22 protein-coding genes are annotated in these 18982 nt (G+C 71.8%); 13 read left to right on the top strand and 9 right to left on the bottom strand.

The features are described from left to right. Positions 1 to 8 precede the first annotated feature (8 nt). The 4 genes from ACE3QP_RS14340 to ACE3QP_RS14325 all read right to left on the bottom strand — a co-directional run bounded on the left by ACE3QP_RS14340 (position 9) and on the right by ACE3QP_RS14325 (position 3342). Positions 9 to 959 carry a helix-turn-helix domain-containing protein gene (locus tag ACE3QP_RS14340; protein ID WP_374437092.1) on the bottom strand — a complete coding sequence of 317 codons (951 nt, stop codon included), beginning with the start codon at positions 957 to 959 and terminating at the stop codon, positions 9 to 11. 61 nt (positions 960 to 1020) lie between these two features. Beyond that, positions 1021 to 1749: a hypothetical protein gene (locus ACE3QP_RS14335; RefSeq protein WP_374437090.1), complete on the bottom strand. Its 729-nt coding sequence runs from the start codon at positions 1747 to 1749 to the stop codon at positions 1021 to 1023. Next, positions 1742 to 2518, bottom strand: a complete 777-nt coding sequence (locus tag ACE3QP_RS14330; protein WP_374437089.1) for a transketolase — start codon at positions 2516 to 2518, stop codon at positions 1742 to 1744. The genes ACE3QP_RS14335 and ACE3QP_RS14330 overlap by 8 nt, the downstream gene beginning before the upstream one ends. Next, a complete protein-coding gene (locus tag ACE3QP_RS14325; protein ID WP_374437087.1) occupies positions 2515 to 3342 on the bottom strand; it encodes an FkbM family methyltransferase in 828 nt (275 codons plus the stop codon). Before ACE3QP_RS14325 ends, ACE3QP_RS14330 begins: the two co-directional genes overlap by 4 nt. Before the next feature lie 82 nt (positions 3343 to 3424). Between ACE3QP_RS14325 and ACE3QP_RS14320 the strand changes: the two genes are divergently transcribed. Genes ACE3QP_RS14320 through ACE3QP_RS14290 form a run of 7 tightly spaced genes read left to right on the top strand, consistent with a single transcriptional unit; the run spans position 3425 to position 7880 of the window. Next, positions 3425 to 4036, top strand: coding sequence for a LysE family translocator (locus ACE3QP_RS14320; protein ID WP_374437085.1), 612 nt, complete (start codon positions 3425 to 3427; stop codon positions 4034 to 4036). Between the two features lies 1 nt (position 4037). Further along, positions 4038 to 4595 (top strand): hypothetical protein, encoded by a 558-nt coding sequence (locus ACE3QP_RS14315; RefSeq protein ID WP_374437084.1) that lies wholly within the window; start codon positions 4038 to 4040, stop codon positions 4593 to 4595. Positions 4596 to 4610: 15 nt separating this feature from the next. Next, a complete protein-coding gene (gene sugE / locus ACE3QP_RS14310) occupies positions 4611 to 4934 on the top strand; it encodes a quaternary ammonium compound efflux SMR transporter SugE (protein WP_374437082.1) in 324 nt (107 codons plus the stop codon). Continuing rightward, positions 4935 to 5495 (top strand): DUF924 family protein, encoded by a 561-nt coding sequence (locus ACE3QP_RS14305; protein ID WP_374437081.1) that lies wholly within the window; start codon positions 4935 to 4937, stop codon positions 5493 to 5495. Between the two features lie 41 nt (positions 5496 to 5536). Continuing rightward, on the top strand, positions 5537 to 5974 hold the full coding sequence (locus tag ACE3QP_RS14300) for a hypothetical protein (RefSeq protein WP_374437080.1): 438 nt from the start codon (positions 5537 to 5539) through the stop codon (positions 5972 to 5974). Next, a complete protein-coding gene (locus tag ACE3QP_RS14295; protein WP_374437078.1) occupies positions 5971 to 6933 on the top strand; it encodes a DUF2145 domain-containing protein in 963 nt (320 codons plus the stop codon). The genes ACE3QP_RS14300 and ACE3QP_RS14295 overlap by 4 nt, the downstream gene beginning before the upstream one ends. Further along, complete coding sequence (locus tag ACE3QP_RS14290) at positions 6930 to 7880, top strand: 4-hydroxyproline epimerase (protein ID WP_374437077.1); 951 nt, start codon at positions 6930 to 6932, stop codon at positions 7878 to 7880. The genes ACE3QP_RS14295 and ACE3QP_RS14290 overlap by 4 nt, the downstream gene beginning before the upstream one ends. 6 nt (positions 7881 to 7886) lie before the next feature. Here the strand turns inward: ACE3QP_RS14290 and ACE3QP_RS14285 are convergent, their stop codons facing one another. The 4 genes from ACE3QP_RS14285 to ACE3QP_RS14270 all read right to left on the bottom strand — a co-directional run bounded on the left by ACE3QP_RS14285 (position 7887) and on the right by ACE3QP_RS14270 (position 11263). Next, a complete protein-coding gene (locus ACE3QP_RS14285) occupies positions 7887 to 9605 on the bottom strand; it encodes a methyl-accepting chemotaxis protein (protein ID WP_374437075.1) in 1719 nt (572 codons plus the stop codon). Between the two features lie 16 nt (positions 9606 to 9621). After that, a complete protein-coding gene (locus tag ACE3QP_RS14280) occupies positions 9622 to 10086 on the bottom strand; it encodes a chemotaxis protein CheW (RefSeq protein WP_374437074.1) in 465 nt (154 codons plus the stop codon). Positions 10087 to 10196: 110 nt separating this feature from the next. Beyond that, positions 10197 to 10562: an Hpt domain-containing protein gene (locus ACE3QP_RS14275; RefSeq protein ID WP_374437073.1), complete on the bottom strand. Its 366-nt coding sequence runs from the start codon at positions 10560 to 10562 to the stop codon at positions 10197 to 10199. 38 nt (positions 10563 to 10600) lie between these two features. Then, a complete protein-coding gene (locus ACE3QP_RS14270; RefSeq protein ID WP_374437071.1) occupies positions 10601 to 11263 on the bottom strand; it encodes a response regulator in 663 nt (220 codons plus the stop codon). 93 nt (positions 11264 to 11356) lie between these two features. Between ACE3QP_RS14270 and ACE3QP_RS14265 the strand changes: the two genes are divergently transcribed. From ACE3QP_RS14265 to ACE3QP_RS14250, 4 genes are read left to right on the top strand one after another with little or no spacing between them, the layout of a single operon-like run. Then, the gene (locus ACE3QP_RS14265) at positions 11357 to 11755 is read left to right on the top strand and encodes a response regulator transcription factor (protein WP_374437069.1); all 399 of its coding nucleotides are present in this window, start codon (positions 11357 to 11359) and stop codon (positions 11753 to 11755) included. Beyond that, the gene (locus tag ACE3QP_RS14260; protein ID WP_374437067.1) at positions 11752 to 12537 is read left to right on the top strand and encodes an HD-GYP domain-containing protein; all 786 of its coding nucleotides are present in this window, start codon (positions 11752 to 11754) and stop codon (positions 12535 to 12537) included. Before ACE3QP_RS14265 ends, ACE3QP_RS14260 begins: the two co-directional genes overlap by 4 nt. Continuing rightward, positions 12534 to 13352 (top strand): substrate-binding periplasmic protein, encoded by an 819-nt coding sequence (locus ACE3QP_RS14255; RefSeq protein WP_374437065.1) that lies wholly within the window; start codon positions 12534 to 12536, stop codon positions 13350 to 13352. The genes ACE3QP_RS14260 and ACE3QP_RS14255 overlap by 4 nt, the downstream gene beginning before the upstream one ends. Then, positions 13349 to 15859, top strand: a complete 2511-nt coding sequence (locus ACE3QP_RS14250) for an ATP-binding protein (protein ID WP_374437064.1) — start codon at positions 13349 to 13351, stop codon at positions 15857 to 15859. The genes ACE3QP_RS14255 and ACE3QP_RS14250 overlap by 4 nt, the downstream gene beginning before the upstream one ends. On the opposite strand, the gene ACE3QP_RS14245 is transcribed toward ACE3QP_RS14250, so the two are convergent. Further along, positions 15783 to 16505 carry a GntR family transcriptional regulator gene (locus ACE3QP_RS14245; RefSeq protein WP_374437062.1) on the bottom strand — a complete coding sequence of 241 codons (723 nt, stop codon included), beginning with the start codon at positions 16503 to 16505 and terminating at the stop codon, positions 15783 to 15785. The two genes, ACE3QP_RS14250 and ACE3QP_RS14245, sit on opposite strands and share 77 nt — an antisense overlap. Before the next feature lie 144 nt (positions 16506 to 16649). Here ACE3QP_RS14245 and ACE3QP_RS14240 point away from each other — a divergent pair, with 144 nt between their 5' ends. Together ACE3QP_RS14240 and ACE3QP_RS14235 are read left to right on the top strand one after the other, a co-directional pair. Continuing rightward, a complete protein-coding gene (locus ACE3QP_RS14240) occupies positions 16650 to 17543 on the top strand; it encodes a dihydrodipicolinate synthase family protein (protein WP_374437061.1) in 894 nt (297 codons plus the stop codon). 3 nt (positions 17544 to 17546) lie between these two features. Beyond that, a complete protein-coding gene (locus tag ACE3QP_RS14235) occupies positions 17547 to 18980 on the top strand; it encodes an aldehyde dehydrogenase family protein (protein ID WP_374437059.1) in 1434 nt (477 codons plus the stop codon). Positions 18981 to 18982 lie beyond the last annotated feature (2 nt).

Raw genomic sequence — 18982 nt, 5'->3', positions numbered from 1 at the left:
GACCCCGATCAGTGCCTGGAAGCCTCGCGCCCGTGTTCTAGGCCGTGTTCGCGCCCGTGTTCGCGCCGGTACCGCACCGGCGGCAAGCCATAGCGCGCCGCAAAGCAGCGTGCGAAGTGGCTGGGGCTGCTGAAGCCCAGATCCAGAGCGATCTGCGTCACCGGCGCCGTGCCCTCGCGCAGGGCGGTGCTGGCGCGCTCCAGGCGCAGCTTGAGCAGGTACTGGTGCGGCGGCAGGCCCATGGCGGCGTGGAAGGCGCGCGAGAAATGCGATTCGCTCATGCCGCAGCGCTGGGCCATCTCGGCAATCGGGATCTCGCGCGCCAGCTCGGCCTCCAGAAACACCAGCAGCGCGCGCAAGCGGCTTCCGCCCAGGCTGGCCGGCGTGGCGCTGCCGCTGGCGGTCTTGCCATAGCGCTCCAGCAGGTAGCAGAGCAGGGCGTTCACCAGGCCGTCGCAGTACTGCGGCGCCAGCTGGCCGGCCAGCGCCGGGGCGTCGAGCATCTTGCCCACCAGGTCCAGCACCAGGCGGTCGGGCGCGAACAGGGTGGCGGCCAGCTGGGGGCCGGCGGGCAGGCCGCCATGCTCGGCCAGAGCCTGCACCGTGGCCACCGGGATGAAGAGGTTGACGATGTCGCAGCCGCTGAGCTGGCGCCAGCGGCTGGGCGTGCCGGGCGGGCAGATGCGAAAGCGGTGCGCGCCAATCACGCCGCCCCAGACCGGCCGCTCACCCACCCAGATTTGCGACTCCAGGGGTTTGAGCATCAGCGCGATGCGGTAGCTGTCCGGGTGCGGCTGCACGGCCTGGATGCGTGGGTCGGGTTCGGCGCGCGCCCAGCGCGCGATGGAGGCTCCGGTCTGCGGCAGTGGCCCCATGCAGGCCGCCAGCGGCGCGCGCACGCCGCTGCGCTGGAACCATTGCTGCACCGCCTGGGCGCTGTCGAGTGAAGGGCTGGGCATGCTGGGCCGGCAGTGTTCCCGTGAGGGCCCAGCGCCCCCCTTCGTCAATGCGACAGGCGGCCTACACCGGCCGCAGGCGCCCGGCCAATCCGGCCTCGGCGGCCACGCGCAGCAGCCAGTCGGCCAGGCCGTCCTCGCGCGTCACGAACACCTCGTCGAAGCGGGCGATCTGCTGGGCCTGGGCGGCGGCTGCCGGTTCGCCCCAGAGCGGCAGGCTGAAATGTGTGGCCAGCGGGGCCAAGGGCCGTGTGCGCGCCAGGCCGGTGCCGCTGCCCAGCAGGGCCGTGCGGGCGGCGCCGGGCTCGCCGCGCACCGGCAGCCACTGGCCCAGTTGCACCGTGGGGGCGGCGGCGCGCAGGGGGGCCACGCCATCCGGCCCCAGGCGCAGCCAGCTGGGTTCGCCGCGCGCCAGCAGCAGGCGCAAACAGGCCAGCAGCTCCTGCGGGCAGGCCGGGGTGGCCAGCAGCCAGCCGGGCAGGTGATGGGGCAGGGGCTCGCTGGCGTCGGTCTCCACCACGACGACGGACTGGCCGGGCAGCAGCTCGCGCAAGGCCGGCAGCAGGCGCGCGCCGTGGCGGCCGGCGTGCAACACCACGCGCTGGCCCTCGCTGGCCAGGCCGGCAGCCACGCCGGCCAGGGCCTGATCGGCCAGGCCCAGGCTGATGAAGCGATCGGGCTGCGCCATCTCGAAGGATTCGACCAGGCCATAGCCCTGGTCGCCGGTCAGCAGCAGCAGCTCGCGGCGTTGCGCCGCCACCTGGTTGAGCAGGTGCATCCAGCTCTTACGCATCGCCGCCCTCCAGTTCCGCCAGGGCTTGCGCCAGCTGCTCGGCATTGGGGGCGCGGTGGTGCCAGCTGACGCTGTCTTCCATGAAGCTCACGCCCTTGCCCTTGGTGGTGTGGGCGATCAGCACCAGGGGCTGGTTGGGGTGGGCGTGATCCAGCGCCGCGCGCAGGCGGGCCGGGTGGTGGCCATCCACATCCAGCACCGCCACACCGAAGCTGCGCAGTTTGGCGTCGAGCGGGTCCAGGCGCAGCGCGCCGTCCAGCGGGCCCAGGCCTTGCAGGCCGTTGGCGTCGATCACGATCGTCAGCCCCTCCAGGCTGTGCTGGGCGGCGCAGAGCAGGGCCTCCCAGGCGGCGCCGCACTGCCACTCGCCGTCGCCGCATAGCACCACGGTGCGCCAGTAGGCGCCGCTGCGCTTGGCGGCCAGCGCCTTGCCCACCGCCAGCGGGAGCGCCAGGGCGGGGCTGCAGGGCGGGCACTCCAGCCCCGGTGGCTGGGCGCGCCGGCCCAGTTCCTGCACCGGGAAGAAGCCGCGTTCGGCCAGCGCGGCTTGCAGCGCCAGGCCGGCGTGCGCCTTGGAGAGCAGGAAGCGGTCGCGCGAGGGTTCGCGCGGCCGTGCTGGGTCCAGGCGCAGCCAGCCGCCCTCCGGGGCATAGAGCACGGCCAGCAGGTCGGCGATGGAAAGCGCCGAGCCGATGCCCGGCGCCTGCAGCTGGTGCGCCAGGCGCACGCTGTGCTGGCGGATGCGGCGGGCGAACTCGTTGGCCCTCACTGCGCTTCCTCGGCTTCGAGTGCCTCGATGGCTTCGGTGTGCGCCTCGGGGTGCAGGAAGGCCGCGAAGCGGCAGCCGGCGCCTTCTCCATCTGCCTCCATGCGCCGTGGGCCGTACTCACCCAGCGCCCAGCCGGCATAGCCATGGGCGGCGAACAGCGCCCGCACTTGCGGTTCGGGCAGGCGGGTGAACACGCGCGGGCGCTGCTCGCCCAGCAGCGCCTGGGCGCCTTGGAACACCGCCAGCGCGGCCGGTGCGGCACAGCGGATGAAGTCCGGTCGCTGGCCGCCCGCGCGCGCCCAGGCGTCCAGGGTCTGGCTGGGCCCGGCCTGGGCCGCATCGGCCACCAGCGCGAGGTTGTGGCAGCGCACGCGCTCGGCCAGCGCGTTCAGCGCCAGGTTGCGCCACAGCAGCTCGAAGCGCGCGGCATCGGGTTCGAACGCATGCACGATGACCAGGGGCTCGCGCTGCGCCAGGCGCAGGGCGTGGTAGCCCAGGCCGGCGCCCACATCCACCGCGCAGCGGGCGCCTTCGGCCAGCAGGTTGATCACGCGGCTCTCGTCGGCCTGGTACGCACCGAAGTTCAACGCCTCCAGCGGCGCGGCGCGCGGGTCGTCGGGCGGGCACCACAGGGCCACGGCCTCGTCGCCCATCACGAAGCGCAGGCCCTCGCCGTCGATCAGGATCTGGTGCACCTCGCTCTTCACCAGCGGCGGCACCAGGGCGGCCAGCAGCCGGTGCAGGGCATGGGCCTGGGCCACGAAGCCGGCTTCGTCCAGTCGGCCGGCCTCCCAGTCGGCCTGCAGTTCGCTCAGGGTGCGCATCAGGAAGCGTTCGGTGGTGGGGCCGGGATGGTAGGGCCTGGCTCCGGGCTCGCCGGGGTCTGACAGCGGCTATCGTCGGCCCATGGAATTCACCACCTGGCTGCTCTACCTCCTGGCGTCCATCGGCCTCTCGGCCTCGCCCGGGCCCAACGGCCTGCTGGCGCTGACGCATGGCGCGCTGCACGGGCGCCGACGCGCGCTCAACACCATCCTGGGCGGGGCCCTGGGCTTCGTGGTGCTGATCGCGCTGTCGATGTTCGGTATCGGCGCGCTGCTGCAAGCCTCGGCCCAGGCGCTCACGGTGCTGAAGTGGGCCGGCGGCGCCTACCTGGTGTTCCTGGGTCTTCAGGTGTGGCGCGCACCGCCGATCGAGCTGGAACTGGGCGGCGACGCCCGGCCGCTGAGCCGTCTGGCGATGTTCCGCCAGGGCCTGCTCTCGGCGCTGACCAACCCCAAGGCCCTGCTGTTCTTCGCCGCCTTCCTGCCGCAGTTCATCGACCCCGCGCGCAGCCTGGCACTGCAGTTCGCCCTGATGGCCGGCACCTTCGCGGTGGTGGAGATCGTCACCGAGTTCCTGCTCGCCAGCCTGGCGCAGCGCCTGCGCCCCTGGCTGAAGCGGGTGGGGCGGCGCTTCAACCAGGTGTGCGGCGGGGCCTTCATGGCCATCGGCATCGCGCTGCCGCTGCGCTCCTGAGATGGAGTTCCGCCTCATTTACGAAGGCCCGCTGCACGGCCAGGGAGCCAAGTCGGCGCACAAATGGGCCATCCGCCGCGCCCTGCACCCGCAGCTGGAGCGGCTGTGGCAGTCCTCGCCGCTGCGCGAGGCGGCACCCAGCCTGCTGGCGCACCCGGCGCGGCCGGGGGCGGTGTCGGTGGTGGTGGAAAAGGGCGGGCTGCTGTTCGCGCCCCTGGTGACGCAGCGGCTCAAGCTCTACGCCGAGGTCTCGGTGCTGCTGTTCCGCCGCCAGGCGCGCGGGGCCTTGATCACCGACGGCGGCGACCTCGACAACCGCCTCAAGACCCTGCTCGACGGCCTGCGCGTGCCGCATGGCTCGCTCGAAGGCCGCACCGAGCTGCCGAGCGAACCCGATCCCTCGCCGATGTTCTGCCTGCTGGAGGACGACTCGCTCGTCACCAAGGTGACGGTCGAATCCGAGCAGCTGCTGCGCCCGGCGCAGCCGGACGAGGTGGTGGCCATCATCGGCGTGCACGTCAAGCGCACGGTGCTGACGCCGGACAACCTGGCGCTTTGAGGAGGCGGTACCCGCATGCAATGGTTGCTTCTGTTCCTGGCCGGCCTGCTGGAGGTGGTGTGGGCCATCGGCCTGAAGTACACCGAAGGCTTCACGCGCCTCTGGCCCACCGCCATCACCGTGCTGGCCATGGGCCTGAGCGTGGGCCTGCTGGGTCTGGCCATGCGCGGCCTGCCGGTGGGCACGGCCTATGCGGTGTGGGTGGGCGTGGGCGCGGTGGGTACGGCCATCCTGGGCATCTATTTGTTCAATGAGCCGGCCACGCCGGGGCGGCTGATCAGCCTGGGGCTGATCGTGGCTGGCATCGTCGGCCTGAAGCTGGCCAGTGGAGACGCTTGAATGGACCTGACGCATCTGCCTGACGAAGCCGCCGCCGTGCTGCGCTTCTGGTTCGAGGAATGCCAGCCCGCGCAGTGGTGGAAAGTGGACGCCGGCTTTGATGCCGAGATTGCGCGCCGCTTCGGCGCCCTGCACGAGCGGGCCAGTGCCGGCGAGCGGTGGACCTGGCGCGCCACGCCGGCCGGGCGGCTGGCGGAGATCCTGGTGCTGGACCAGTTCTCGCGCAATCTGTACCGCGGCCAGGCGCGCGCCTTCGCGCAGGACGCCATGGCCCTGGTGCTGGCCCAGGAGGCCGTGGCCGCCGGTGTGGCCGAGGCCCTGGCGCCCGAACCGCGCCGCTTTCTGCTGATGCCCTATATGCACAGCGAATCCGTCGCCATCCATGCCGAGGCTGAAGCCCTGTTCGCCCGCCACGGCCCGCCGGATGCGCTGGACTTCGAGCGCCGGCATGCCGAGATCGTGCGCCGCTTCGGCCGCTACCCGCACCGCAACGAGGTGCTGGGCCGGCCCTCCACGCCCGAGGAGCTGGCCTTCCTGCAGCAGCCCGGTTCGCGGTTCTGAACGGTGTACCGTTCGGCCGTTCTCCGATTCCCGTGACTGCCATGCTGAAGCGTTCCCTGCCCCTGTGGGCCGCCCTTGTGTTGACCCCGGCCCTGGCCGACAGCTTCACCTCCTCGGTCGCCAGCTCGGCGTCCAAGTCGGTCGGCAGCCTGTCGGATTCGATCGGCAAGAGCAGCGAGAGCTCCAGCGGCGAGACGCAGGTGCAGGCCGGGCCCTATCAGGTGCTGGCCCTGACGCCTGTGCCCGAGCGCCCGGGGAGGGTGCGCCTGAGCCTGCAGGGCCAGGCCCCGCTGGATGCGCAGCAGACCCTGTGGCTGGAGTTGCCGGCCACGCTGGTGGCCGCCGAGCAGTTGCAGGCCGGCGCGCAGCTGCGCCTGAGCCCGCGCAGCTATGGCCTGGCGGTGGCGCGCGAAGGCGTGGCCGAACCCTTCTTCCTGGCGCTGCGCGACCCGCGCGACCTGGCCACGCACAAGCTGTGAGCTGGGGCTGGGCCCTGGCGGCGCTGCTGCTGTGCGGCGGCGCGCAGGCCGGCTCCTGGCCGCAGTTGTGCAACCGCGGCGCCGAACTCAGCGCCGCCCAGCACGACCGCCTGCTGCAACTGAGCGACCTCATCCGCGCCGACCTCGACAGTCGCGGCGTGCAGGCCGCGCTGGTGGCGCGCTCGGGCACCAATCTGCGCCGCTTCGGCCTGCGCTACAGCCATGCCGCCCTGGCACTGCGCGAGCATCCGCAGGGCCGCTGGGCGGTGCGCCAGCTCTACCTGGCCTGCGACGAAGGCGTGCCGCGCGTGTTCGACCAAGGCCTGGCCGCCTTCCTGATGGGCACCGACGACCCCGACCGGGGCTTCGTGGCCGTGCTGCCGCTCGAAGGCGAGGCGGGCGAGCGTCTGGCGCAGCGCGCCCTGGCGCGCGAGGCCGCGTTGGTCGTGCTGGCGCCGCGCTACCAGGCCAATGCCCAGCCCTTCGATCTGCAGGCCCAGAACTGCAACCAATGGCTGGCCGAGCTGCTGGCCCAGGCCTGGGCGTCTGAACCCCTGGCGGGCCGCGCCGAGGCCCAGGCCTGGCTGCGTGCCCAGGGCTATGCCCCCGCCGCGCTGCCCCTGCGCAACCCGCTGTGGTTCCTGGCCATGGCCTTCGTGCCTTGGGTCAGCCTGGCCGGCCATGCGCCGGAAGACGGCCGCGCAGGCTGGCACCGCACCACCTTGCCCCAGCACCTGGAGACCTGGCTGCATCAGCGGCAACCGGGCTTGCAGCGCGTCGAGTGGTGCCACCGGCGGGGTCAGGCTCTGAAGGGGGAGGGTTGGGCTCAGCAGCTGCCCGAGGACTGCCGCGCAACCCCGGGGTTCACGGCCCTGGCCTTGGATGAGTCGTCGCCAAACGGTATATTGGATCCAATAACACCCGTCTCACCGAACAGCCACGCGCAGGAGCCCCCATGACCGCAGCCGCCCGCATCATCGATTCCCACACCGGCGGCGAGCCGACCCGGGTGCTGGTGTCCGGCGGGCCGGACCTGGGGACGGGCCCGATGGCCGAGCGCCTGGCCCGGCTGCGCAGCGAGCACGATGCCTGGCGCCGCGCCCTCATCCTGGAACCGCGCGGCTCCGAGGTGCTGGTGGGCGCCTGGCTGTGCCCGCCGCAGCAGCCCGGCGGCAACTGGGGCGTGATCTTCTTCAACAACGTGGGCTACCTGGGCATGTGCGGCCACGGCACCATCGGCGTGGTGGCCACGCTGGCGCATCTGGGTCACATCGGTCCCGGCACCCTGGCGCTCGACACGCCGGTGGGCACCGTGCAGGCCACGCTGCACGAAGACGGCTCGGTGACGGTGGCCAATGTGCCCGCCTACCGCCTGGCCCGCCAGATTGCGGTGCAGCTGGACGACGGCCAGACCGTGCGCGGCGACGTGGCCTGGGGCGGCAACTGGTTCTTCCTGTGCAGCGACCACGGCCAGCCTCTGCTGCCCGCGCACACCGCCGCGCTGACGCACTACGCGCTGCGCGTGCGCGCGGCTCTGCAGCGGGCCGGCATCACCGGGGCGGAAGGCGCCGAGATCGACCACATCGAATTGCTCGGCCCAGCCGCGGACCCCGCCAACCACGGCCGCAACTTCGTGCTCTGCCCGGGCGCCGCCTACGACCGCTCGCCCTGCGGCACCGGCACCAGCGCCAAGCTGGCCTGCCTGGCTGCCGATGGCGACCTGGCACCCGGCGTGGAGTGGCGGCAGGAGTCGGTCATCGGCTCGGTGTTCCGGGCCCAGTACGAGGCCGGGGAGGGTGGCGCCATCCGCCCCTTCATCCGTGGCCGCGCCCACCTGACGATGGACGCCCAGCTGCTGTTCGACCCGGTGGACGCCATGACCTGGGGCTTTGGCGCGCCGCTCTGAGCGGTCTCAGAAGCTCGTCCATTCCCCCTCGGTGCCGGTGGCCGCCGGGGCCTGCTGCGGGGCGGGCGCCTGGGAGCGCGCACCGAACTGCGGGCGCACCACGTTGGTGGCGCGCTGCGGGCCGCGGCGCTCGATGCCGGGGGCCGGTGCCGCGGTGCTGGGCGCCGCCACGGCCGCCCGGTGGCCGGGAAGCTTGAAGCGCTGCACGGCGGCCAGCAGGCCCTGGGCGCGGGCGCTCAGGCTCTCGGCGGCGGCCGAGCTCTCCTCCACCAGCGCGGCGTTTTGCTGCGTCACCTGATCCATCTGGCCCACGGCCTCCCCGATCTGGCGCACGCCCTCGCTCTGCTGGTGGCTGGCGTGGCTGATCTCGCTGATGAGGGTGCGCACCTCCTCGATGGCGCGCACCACTTCGGCCATGGTGGCACCGGCCTCCTCGGCGCGGCGCACGCCGGCTTCGGCCCGTTCGGTGCTGTCGGCAATCAGGCCGCGCACTTCCTTGGCGGCGGTGGCGGAACGCTGGGCCAGGCTGCGCACTTCGCCCGCCACCACGGCGAAGCCGCGGCCCTGCTCCCCGGCGCGGGCCGCTTCCACGGCGGCGTTCAGGGCCAGGATGTTGGTCTGGAAGGCGATGCCGTCGATCACGCTCAGGATCTCGCCAATGCGCTTGGCGCTGTGCTGGATGCCGTGCATGTCCTCCACCACCTTCTGCACCGCGCCGCCGCCGCTGTGCGCCACCTCGGTGGCCTGCTCGCTGCGTTGGCGGGCCAGCGCGGCGTTGTCGGCGTTGTGCTGCACGGTGCTGCCCAGCTCCTCCATCGAGGCCGCCGTCTGCTGCAGGGCGGAGGCCTGCTCTTCGGTGCGCTGGCTCAGGTCCTGGTTGCCCGCGGCAATCTGGAACGAGGCGGTGGCCACGCTGTCGGCGTCGTCGCGCACGTGCTGCACGGAATCGCGCAGCGCATCGCGCATCTGCACCAGGGCGGCCATCATGCTGTCGTGGTCGCCGTCGCGCAGCGGGATGTCGATGGTCAGGTCACCCGCCGCCACGGCGCGCGCCACCGTCACGGCCTGGCCGGGTTCGCCGCCGAGCTGGCGCGTCAGCCGGCGCACCACCCAGGCCCCGGCCCCGGCGCTGAACAGCAGGCCGGCGCCGAGTGCCAGGCTGCCCCAGAGGCGCAGCGCCTCGAAGCGCGCGACGGCCCCGTCGTACTCGGCCTTGGCCACCCGGGTCTGCAGCTCCATCAGGGCTTCGAGCTTGTCTTCGATGGGCGGGTAGAGCTCGCCGACGACGCGCTTGAGCTGCTCGTGCGCGGCGTCGACCTGGTTGGCCTGCAGCGCCTGCACGGTGCTGGCCAGCGCGGCGTCATAGGGTTGCAGCGCGGCCTGCAGCGCGCGCACCAGGGCCTCTTCCTCCGGGGTCAGGTAGGTAGCCAGATAGGCCTTCCAGACCTCCGCCAGGCGCTGCTCCGCCCGCTGCAAGTCGCCCTGCGCCTGAGCCAGGCTCAGGTCACCGGCCACGATGCGCTGCAGCGCCTTCTGGCGCAGCATCTCCTGGTGCTGCATTTCACCCAGTTGCTCCATGGGCACCAGACGGTCGGCGTACACCGTCTGCAGCGAGGCATTGCTGCGCGCGATGCCCCACATGCCCGCCGCCGACAGGGCCACCATCAAGGCGCACAGCAGGCTCAGCAACAGGGTCAGGCGGGTGGAAACTTTCAAGTTGTTCATCGGGGGCTCCAGGAGCTCAGTGCAGGGCGGCGCTGCTGGCCAAGGCCATCGGGTCCAGCAGCTGCAGCGGTTGCTGACCGGTCGTGTACAGGCCCAGCAGATGGCGGGCGCCGCTGCTGGGGAAGGGGGTCGGGCGGCGGTCGGCGGCATCGAGCTCGCGCACGTCCTGCACCGCGTCCACCAGCAGGCCGAGCAGACCCTGGGGCAGCTGCACCACCACCACGGCGCCGCTGTTACCCGCCGGGGGCGCTTGGCGCAGCTCGGTGCGTAGGCACAGCAGCGGCACCATGTCGCCACGCAGGTTGTTCACGCCCAGCACGGCTGGGGGCTGGCCGGGCAGCGGGGTGGGGGGTTCGGGGGTGCGGATCTCGCGCACCCAGCGCAGGTCGAGGGCGTAATCGGCCCCGGCCAGGGTGAAGGTCAACACGCGGCGCGGGTCGGCCTCCAGGGGTTCGGTCTCAACGACGGCAGTCGGAAGCATGATTGCGTTTCACAAATTGCTGTGATCCGCATAATTGCTTGAAATGATATTTTTGGCAACCGGAGAAATGAAACCCTCGCGCCCGGCGTGGCAAACCGCACACCTGGGGTTCAGGCGCCTGGCGCGGGGGCCTGCGGGGGTAGTAGTTGCTGCAGCCCGCCGGCCAGCTCGGCCCAGGCAAGCAGGCTGGCGGCGGAGTCCTGCGCACGGGCGCTCAGCTCCAACTGGCGGGCGCAGTCGGCCAGCGGTTCCTCGCCGATTAGGCGCAGCACGGTCTTGAGGCTGTGGCCCAGGTGCATCAGCCCAGGCAGCAGGGCGGCCTGCGCGCAGCGCTCGCCCTCGGCGAGGTCGTGGCCGAACTGCGTGAGGCAGTCCTGCCGAAAGCGCCGGAAGAATTCCGTGTTGCCGCGGAAGTAGGCGTCCGCCACGGCCTGCTCCTGGGCGCTGCCCGGCTGCGGCGAAGTGGGTGAGGCCATGCCGAGCCGTGGGTTTGGGATGGGCCCGGCCGCGCCGCTCAGGAGGCCAGAGCCGCGCTCGGCTGGGGCAGCAGCTGCTCCAGCAGGGGCGGCAGCTCGGCCATCAGCCGCGTCTTGTGGATCACCGGCACCCCCTGCAGCGCGTGCTGGAAGGGGCCGCGCTCGTCTTCATCGAGCGAGGTGACGACCACCACATGGCTGTGCGTAAAGAAGGGCAGGCTGCGCAGGCTGGTGATGAGCATGGCGCCATCCATGCCGGGCAGCAGGATGTCCACCAGCAGCACGTCCGGTTCCAGGCGGCCGGCCAGGGCCAGGCCGGCGTAGCCGTCATCCGCGACGTGGAACTCCGCCTGCGCGAACTGCTGTTGCATCAGCAGGCGGATCAGGTTCTGGTAGTGGCGCGAGTCCTCGATCAGCAGCACCCGCGGGGGCCGTGCCTGGGCGGCAGGGCGTGCTGGTTCTGCCGCCGGTTTGGCGGCCGGGGGCGGCGCCGCGCCACCCGCGCCCGCCAGGCGCCGCGCCAGCCAGTCCTCCACGGACTGGCGCGACACGCGCCGGTGCCCGCCCGGGGTCTTCCAGGCCAGCAGCTCGCCGCGATCCACCATCAGCTGCACCGAGCGCACGGCCAGGCCGAGCCGACGCGCGACCTCCGCCGTGGTGCATTCGTCGTCGCGCGAGGGCAGGGCGGGTGCGGTATTCACGATTGGGCGGAGTTTGGTGGATCGGGCGTCGCGTCGATATCATTAAATTGATACATTCGCTAAACGTTGCGAATTCTACCCGGAGCTGCCCTGATGAAAATCCTGCTCGTCGAAGATCACGCGGACATCCGGCGCCTGGTTCGGATGACCCTGGAATACGAGTCCTGCGAAATCCGCGAGGCCAGCCATGTCGAGGAAGCCGAAGCCGTGCTGCGCGACTTCGAGCCCGACCTGATCTTGCTGGACGTGATGATGCCCGGCCCGCGCAACGGCCTGGACCTGTGCCGCAGCCTGCGTGCCGATCCGCGCAAGGACGGCGTGCGCATCGTGATGCTCTCGGCCCTGGACGGGCTGGACGATCAGATGGCCGGCCTGGCGGCGGGCGCCAACGACTACCTCATCAAGCCCTTCAGCCCCCTGCAGCTGCTGGAGATGCTGTGCAAGCGCCCGGCGGCCGGCGCCGCGGCCGGCCCGCAGGAGGCCTGGGCATGATCGAGCCCGGTTTTGACGCCTTTAGCGACGCCGCGGCCGCGCAGATGGAGCGCCTGGTGGCGGACTTCGGGCGCATGTACCGCGAGCGCAACGAGGCGCTGGAAGAGGTGACGCGCGCCCACCACGACGCACTGCTGCGCCTGTCACGCGCGGCCGAGTTCCGTGACGACGACACCGGCGTGCACATCGTGCGCATCGGCTTCCTGGCCAGCGCCCTGGCGCTGCGCCTGGGCGAACCCGAACCCTGGGCGCTGCTGCTGCGCCAGGCCGCACCCATGCACGACATCGGCAAGATCGGCGTGCCCGACCAGGTGCTGAAGAAGCCCGGGCCGTTGACGGCCGAGGAGCGCGCGGTGATGAACGGCCACGCCCGCATCGGCGCCGAGATCCTGGGGCGCTCGCGCATCCCGCTGTTTCAGCTGGCCGCCGAGGTGGCGCTCTCGCACCACGAGCGCTGGAACGGCAGCGGCTACCCCGAAGGCCTGCTGGGCGAGGCGATTCCGCTCTCGGGCCGAATCGTGGCCGTGGTGGACTTCTTTGACGCCCTGACGATGGACCGCTGCTACCGCCCCGCGCTGTCGGTGGCGCAAGCCGAACAGATGCTGCGCGCCCAGAGTGGCGAAGCCTTCGACCCGCGCGTGGTGCAGGCCTTCCTGGCCGATTTGCCCCGCTTCAACGCCCTGCGCGAGCAAGTGGACAGCGCCGGCTGGGGCTTTGAAGCTTTGTCCGCCCAAGGTCCCAGCCTGGCCGAGTTCAGGCAGACGGCCGGAGCACTGGTATGAGCGCGGCGCTGGCCTGGGCGCGGGGGCTGCCCAGCTGGCGGGCGCTGCTGGGCGCCGCGGTGCTGCTGGCCTTGGCTGCCAGCGCCGGCGCCGACACCCTGGATGCCGTGCGCAGCCGGGGCAGCGTGCGGGTCTGCGTGTGGCCCGAGTACTACGGCATCAGCCTGCGCAACCCGCGCACGCAGGGCTGGGAGGGACTGGACATCGAGCTCTCGCGCGAGCTGGGTCGCGACCTCGGCGTGGCGGTGGAGTACGTGGAGTCCTCCTTCCCCACGCTGGTGAACGACGTGCTGGGCCGGCGCTGCGACGTGGCGATGTTCGCTGTGGCCATGCTGCCGGCGCGGCAGGAAAAGCTGCGCTTCAGCCGGCCCTATCTGCAGAGTGACATCCACGCCATCACCCTGCGCGGCAGCCGGGTGGTGAGCCGCTGGGAGGACATCGACCAGCCCGGCGTGCTGGTGGGGGTGCAGGCCGGCACCTTCATGGAGCCGGTGATGGCGGCGCGGCTCAAGCGGGCGCGCCTGGTGCGCGTGCAAGCCCCGAACACGCGCGAGCGCGAGCTCGAAGGGGGGCGCATCGACGTTTTCATGACGGACTACCCCTACAGCCGCCGCCTGCTGGACAACGTGGACTGGGCCGAACTCATCAGCCCGCCCCAGCCCTTTCAGGTGATGCCCTACGGCTATGCGGTGCACCCGAGCGAGGCCGCCTGGTGGGCTGAGGTGGATGCTTTCGTGGTGCGCATCCAGCGAGATGGTCGGCTGCGCGCGGCGGCGCTGCGGCACCGCCTGCTGGCCATCGCCCAACTGCCATGAGCGAGAGCCTGCGCTCCAGTGCCCGCTCGGTCTGGCTGGTGGTGGCCGGCGTGGTGCTGAGCGCTGCCGTGGTGCTGGGCCTGGCCGCGCTGTGGCTGCACGAGCGCCAGGAGCACAGCGAGCGCGAGCTGGCGCGCAATGAGCTGATGAGCGCGCTGTTTGCCGACGCGCTGGGGCGGCAGATCGACGGCGCTGCGCTGGCCCTCGATGGGCTGGGCGAGCAGGCCCAGGCTGCCGCCGCCGCTGGCGCGGGATTCAGGAGCCTGCAGGCGCTCATGGGCCAGACGGAGCTGCACCTGCCCTTCATCCGGGGCCTGCTGCTGCTGGACGCACGGGGCCAGGTGCTGGCCAGCTCGCAGCCGCGGGAGGTGAGTCAGCACGTCAACTTGGCGCGGCTGGGGCCTTTGCCTGCGCCGGGCGCCACGGCCCTGCTGGGCTTCCAGCCCGGCCGCGACCTGCTGGTGCCGGCCACGGCGGAGGCGCCCCAGGTCGGCTTCCTGCCGCTGGTGCGCAGCCTGCCCAGCGGGTCCTCCGGCACGCACTACCTGGTGGCGCTGATCCATCTGGCCTCCATCACCTCGATGCAACACGCCACCTTGCGCGACGAGCGCACCAGCACCCTGGTGGTGGGCCTTGACGGCCGGCTGATGGCGGCCCCGCGGGAAGCCGGGCGCCGGTTGGGCGACAGCCTGCGGCAGTCCGCGCCGTTCGAGCGCTTCCTGCCCGCGCGTGAGCAGGGCAGCTGGATCGGCGCCGGCGTGCGCGCGGGCACCCAGGTTGCGGCCTTCCGCCTGCTGCGCAACTGGCCGCTGATGGTTTGGGTGGAGTCTGACCAGGAGGCCCTGCACGCCCAGTGGGCCGACACCGCCCGCGGCCTGTTCGGCGCCGGTGCGCTGGCGCTCTTGTTCCTGGCGTGGACGACGCGCGGCGCGGTGCGCGACCTGCAGCAGCGCGTGCGGGCCCAGCGCGAGCGCGATGCCGCGCAGGAGCAGGCCCTGGCGCGCGAGCAGGAGCTGGCCCAGACGCTGCGCAGCCTGCAGGAGCTGGTGTTCCGCACCGATGCGCAGGGCCATGTGACGCTCGCCAACCAGCACCTTGGCCCCTGGCTGGCCGACGGCGCGGCGGCGGGCGCGCGCTGCCTGTGGGACTACTTCGACGAACCCAGCCAGCAGCGCCTGCAGGCCTATTACGAAGCCCCGCCCAGTGCCGCCATCAAGGGCCTGGTGCTGAGCCGCCGCGAGCCCGGCGGCGCCGAGCGCATCTTCGAGGCCAATCTGCAGGCGCTGTGGCGGGACGGCAGCTTCATCGGCATGGCCGGCAGTGCCATGGACGTGACCGAGCGCGAGCGCATGCAGCAGCGCTTGCAGGCCCAGCTGGCCTTCAACCGGCAGCTGATGGAGGTCAGCCCGCTGCCCAAGTCCCTGTACGACCGGCATCGCCGCTACCGCGTCGTCAATCGCGCCTGGGAGCAGTTCACCGGGCGCAAGGCTGCCGAGGTCTATGGCCAGCAGGTGCTGAGCCAGGTGCCCTCGGCGCAGCGCGATCTGCACCTGCAGAAGGACCAGGAGCTGCTGCAGTCCGGTCACCCGGTGCGGTACGAGGTGCAGGTGCGGCGGGCCGATGGCTCGCTGCGCGATGTCGTGGTCAACAAGCTGCTGGTGCCCGCCGCCGCCGGCGAGGAGCCGCTCATCATGGCGGTGCTGATGGACGTGACCGAGTTCCGCGAGGCCGAGCGTGCCACCGCCCTGGCGCGCGACACCGCCGAGCAGGCCCTGCAGGCGCGCACGGCCTTCGTGGCCAACATCACCCACGAGCTGCGCACGCCCCTGCAGTCCATCCTCGGCTTTTCGGAACTAGGCCGGGCACGCGCCGGCGAGCAGGCCCGGCTGGGGCAGATGTTCGACACCATCCACGGCGCCGGCGAACGCATGCTCAAGCTGGTGTGCGATCTGCTGGACCTGGCCAAGGCCGAGCGCAGCGAGGTGCTGGGCCCGCGCTGCACGGTGGACCTGCGCGATCTGGTGGGTGCGGCGCTGCGCGAGCTCGAACCCATGGCCCAGGGCAAGCCGGTGCAACTGCAGTGGGCTGCCCCGGCGCAGCCCTTGCCGGTGGACGCGGACCCCGAGCGCCTGCTGCAGGTGCTGCGCAATGTGCTGGCCAATGCCCTGCGCTTCGCGCCGGCCGAATCCAGCGTGGAGCTGGACGTTCAGTGCGAGGCGGGGGCCGTGCGGCTCTGCGTGGCTGACCGCGGCCCGGGCATTCCCGAGCCGGAGCTGGAGCGCATCTTCGAGCCCTTCGTGCAGTCCAGCCGCACGCGTGATGGCGCGGGTGGCACCGGGTTGGGTCTGGCCATCGCCCGCCAGATCATGGCGGCGCACGAAGGCTCCATCCATGCCCGCAACCGCGTGGGCAGCGGCGCGGTGTTCGAGATCAGGCTGTCGCTGGACGCCGGCGCGGCTTGCCCCGCGTCGGATCCTGCGCCTGGCCCTGCGCACTCGCCTGCATGAAGGCCACGAAACGCTCGCAGGCGCCCAGGATGTGCTGGCGTGTGAGCTTGGCCGCGGCCTTGGCGTCGCCCGCCACGCAGGCTTCCAGGATGGCCAGATGCTCGGCGCGCGCCTGGGCGCGGCCGTCGGTCAGCTGCAGTTGGTCCACCAGGTAGCGCTCGGTCTTGTCCAACGCCGTCACCACGGCCTGCAGGTAGTAGGGCAGGCCGGCCTGCTCGTACAGCGCGCAGTGGAAGTCGCGGTTCAGCGCGCCCCAGCGCACCGCGTCGGCCTCCTTGGCGAACGCCTGGCAGCGCTTCTTGGCTTCCGCCAGCGTCGGGGCGTCCAGGCGCGGCACGGCGTGCAGGATCAGCTCGCCCTCCAGCAGCGCGCGGAAGTTGCAGATCTCCACCACCTCGGCCTCGCTCAGGCCGGTCACGGTGTAGCCGTGGTAGCGCTTGATCTGCACCAGGCCGTGCTGCTCCAGGCGGGTCAAGGCCTCGCGCACCGGGATGCGACTGGTCTGGAACTGGCGCGCGAGCTCTTCCTGGCGCAGCGGCTCACCGTCCTTGAGCTGGCCGCTGATGATGGCGCGGTGCAGGGCCTCGTACACCTGATCGGTGGCGGACGGGGCGATCGTGGTCGGGGTCAGCTGGGGCAGGGCCATGGGTGGCGCGCAAAAGGCATGATGCGACGAAGCCCTGATTGTCGCCGCGCGCAGGGAAATGGATCCAAGCCTTGAACATTGGATCCAATATGCAATATGCTTCGGCCATCAACCCGCGCGGCACGCGCACAAAGGAGTCCGACCATGTGGCAAGGCGTCATCCCTGCAGTCACCACCAAATTCACCCCTGAAGGCCGGCTGGATGCCGCCGAGATGCAGCGCTGCTTCCAGCTGCAGATGCAGGCCGGCTGCGACGGCCTGATCGCCTGCGGCTCGCTGGGCGAGGGCCCGATGCTCAGCCACGAGGAGCGCCTGCAGGTGCTCAAGCTCACCAAGGAAGTGACCGGCGCCAAACCCGCGCTGCTGACGGTGGCCGAGGCCGGCACCCGCGAGGCCTGCCAGCTGGCCGAGGCTGCAGCCAAGGCTGGCGCTGACGGCCTGATGGTGGTGCCCAGCACGATTTATCACACCGATGCCCGCGAGACCGCCGTCAATCTGCGCGCCATCGCCGCCGCGGCCGATCTGCCGGTGATGATTTACTCGAACCGCATCGCCTACCGCGTGGACGTGACGACCGACCTGCTGGAAGAGCTGGCCGACGACAAGCGCTTCGTGGCCGTGAAGGAGAGCAGCGACGACATTCGACGCTGCACCGAGATCCTGACCCGCCTGGGCGACCGCTACGACGTGCTGACCGGCGTGGACAACCTGGCCTTCGAGGCCCTGTGCGCCGGCGCGCACGGCTGGGTGGCTGGACTGGTGGTGGCCTTCCCGGCCGAGACGGTGGCGATCTACCGCCTCGTCAAGGCCGGCCGCATCGAAGAAGCCCGCAGCATCTACCGCTGGTTCCGCCCGCTGCTGGACCTGGATGTGTCCACCTACCTGGTGCAGAACATCAAGTTCGTCGAAGCGCTGGCGATTGGTTCGAACGACCGCTGCCGCGCCCCGCGCCTGCCCCTGGCCGGCGAGCGCCGCGCGCAGGTGGAGGCCGTGGTGCGCAAGGCCCTGGAAACGCGCCCGGCCCTGCCCAAGGTCTGAACGATGCAGTTCCGCAGCCTGATCGGCGGCCGCTGGTGGGAAGGCGGCCGCGCCACCGTGAACGAGAACCCCTCGGATCTGGACGATCCGGTGGGCACCGCCTATGAGGCCGACGCCGAGGCGGTGCACGCCGCGGTGAACGCCGCCGCAGCGGCCGCGCCGGCCTGGGGCCTGAGCGGCCCGCAGCAGCGCTTTGACGTGCTGGATCGCGCGGGCTCCGAAATCCTGGCGCGGCGCGAGGAGCTGGGCCGGCTGCTGGCGCGCGAGGAAGGCAAGACCCTGCCCGAGGCCATCGGTGAGGTGGGCCGCGCCGGCCAGATCTTCAAGTTCTTCGCCGGCGAGGCGCTGCGCCAGGGCGGCCAGGTGCTGGATTCCGTGCGCCCCGGTGTGGGCGTCGAGGTGCGACGCGAGCCGCTTGGCGTGGTGGGCCTGATCACGCCCTGGAACTTCCCCATCGCCATCCCCGCCTGGAAGGTGGCTCCCGCGCTGGCCTACGGCAGTGCGGTGGTGCTGAAACCCGCCGAGCGCGTGCCCGGCAGCGCCTGGGCGCTGGCCGACATCCTGCACCGCAGCGGCCTGCCCGAGGGCGTGTTCAACCTGGTGCTGGCGCGCGGCTCGGTGGTCGGGCCCATCCTAGTGGAGCGGCCCGAAGTGGCGGCCATCAGCTTCACCGGCTCGGAAGGCGTGGGCCGGCGCCTGGCGGCGGATTGCGGCCTGCGGCTGAAGAAGCTGCAGCTGGAAATGGGCGGCAAGAACCCGCTGCTGGTGCTGGACGACGCCGATCTGGACCAGGCCGTCAACTGCGCCATCCAGGGCGCCTTCTATTCCACCGGCCAGCGCTGCACGGCGTCGAGCCGCCTCATCGTCACCGCCGGCCTTGCCGAGCGCTTTGCCGCCGCGCTGCGCGCCGCCACAGAAAAGTTGGTGGTGGGCCATGCGCTGGAGGCCGGCACGCAGATCGGCCCGGTGGTGGATGGCGTGCAGCTCGAATCCGTGGAACGCGAGCTGGAACTGGCGCGCCAGGACGGCGCCCGGCTGATCTGCGGTGGCCAGCGCGTGGTGCGCGCCACGCAGGGCCATTTCCTGCAGCCCGCGCTGCTGGAGGTGACGCGCCCCGGCATGCGTGCCGACCGTGTCGAGGTCTTTGGCCCGGTGGCCACGCTGGCGGTGGTGAAGGACTACGAGGCCGGCCTGGCCCTGGCCAACGACACCGAATTTGGTCTCGCCGCCGGCATCTGCACCACCTCGCTCAAGCACGCCCAGCACTTCAAGCGCCACGCCCAGGCCGGCATGGTGATGGTCAACCTGCCCACCGCGGGCGTGGACTATCACGTGCCCTTCGGCGGCCGCAAGGGCAGCAGCTTCGGCCCGCGCGAACAGGGCGCGGCGGCGGCGGAGTTCTATACGACGGTCAAGACCGCCTACCAATGCGCCTGAGA

Origin of the sequence: Inhella sp., assembly GCF_041912635.1 — a bacterium.
Taxonomy (GTDB): domain Bacteria; phylum Pseudomonadota; class Gammaproteobacteria; order Burkholderiales; family Burkholderiaceae_C; genus Inhella.
The sequence above is the reverse complement of the archived record's forward strand: the minus strand, read 5'-3'. Positions and strand labels throughout refer to the sequence as shown.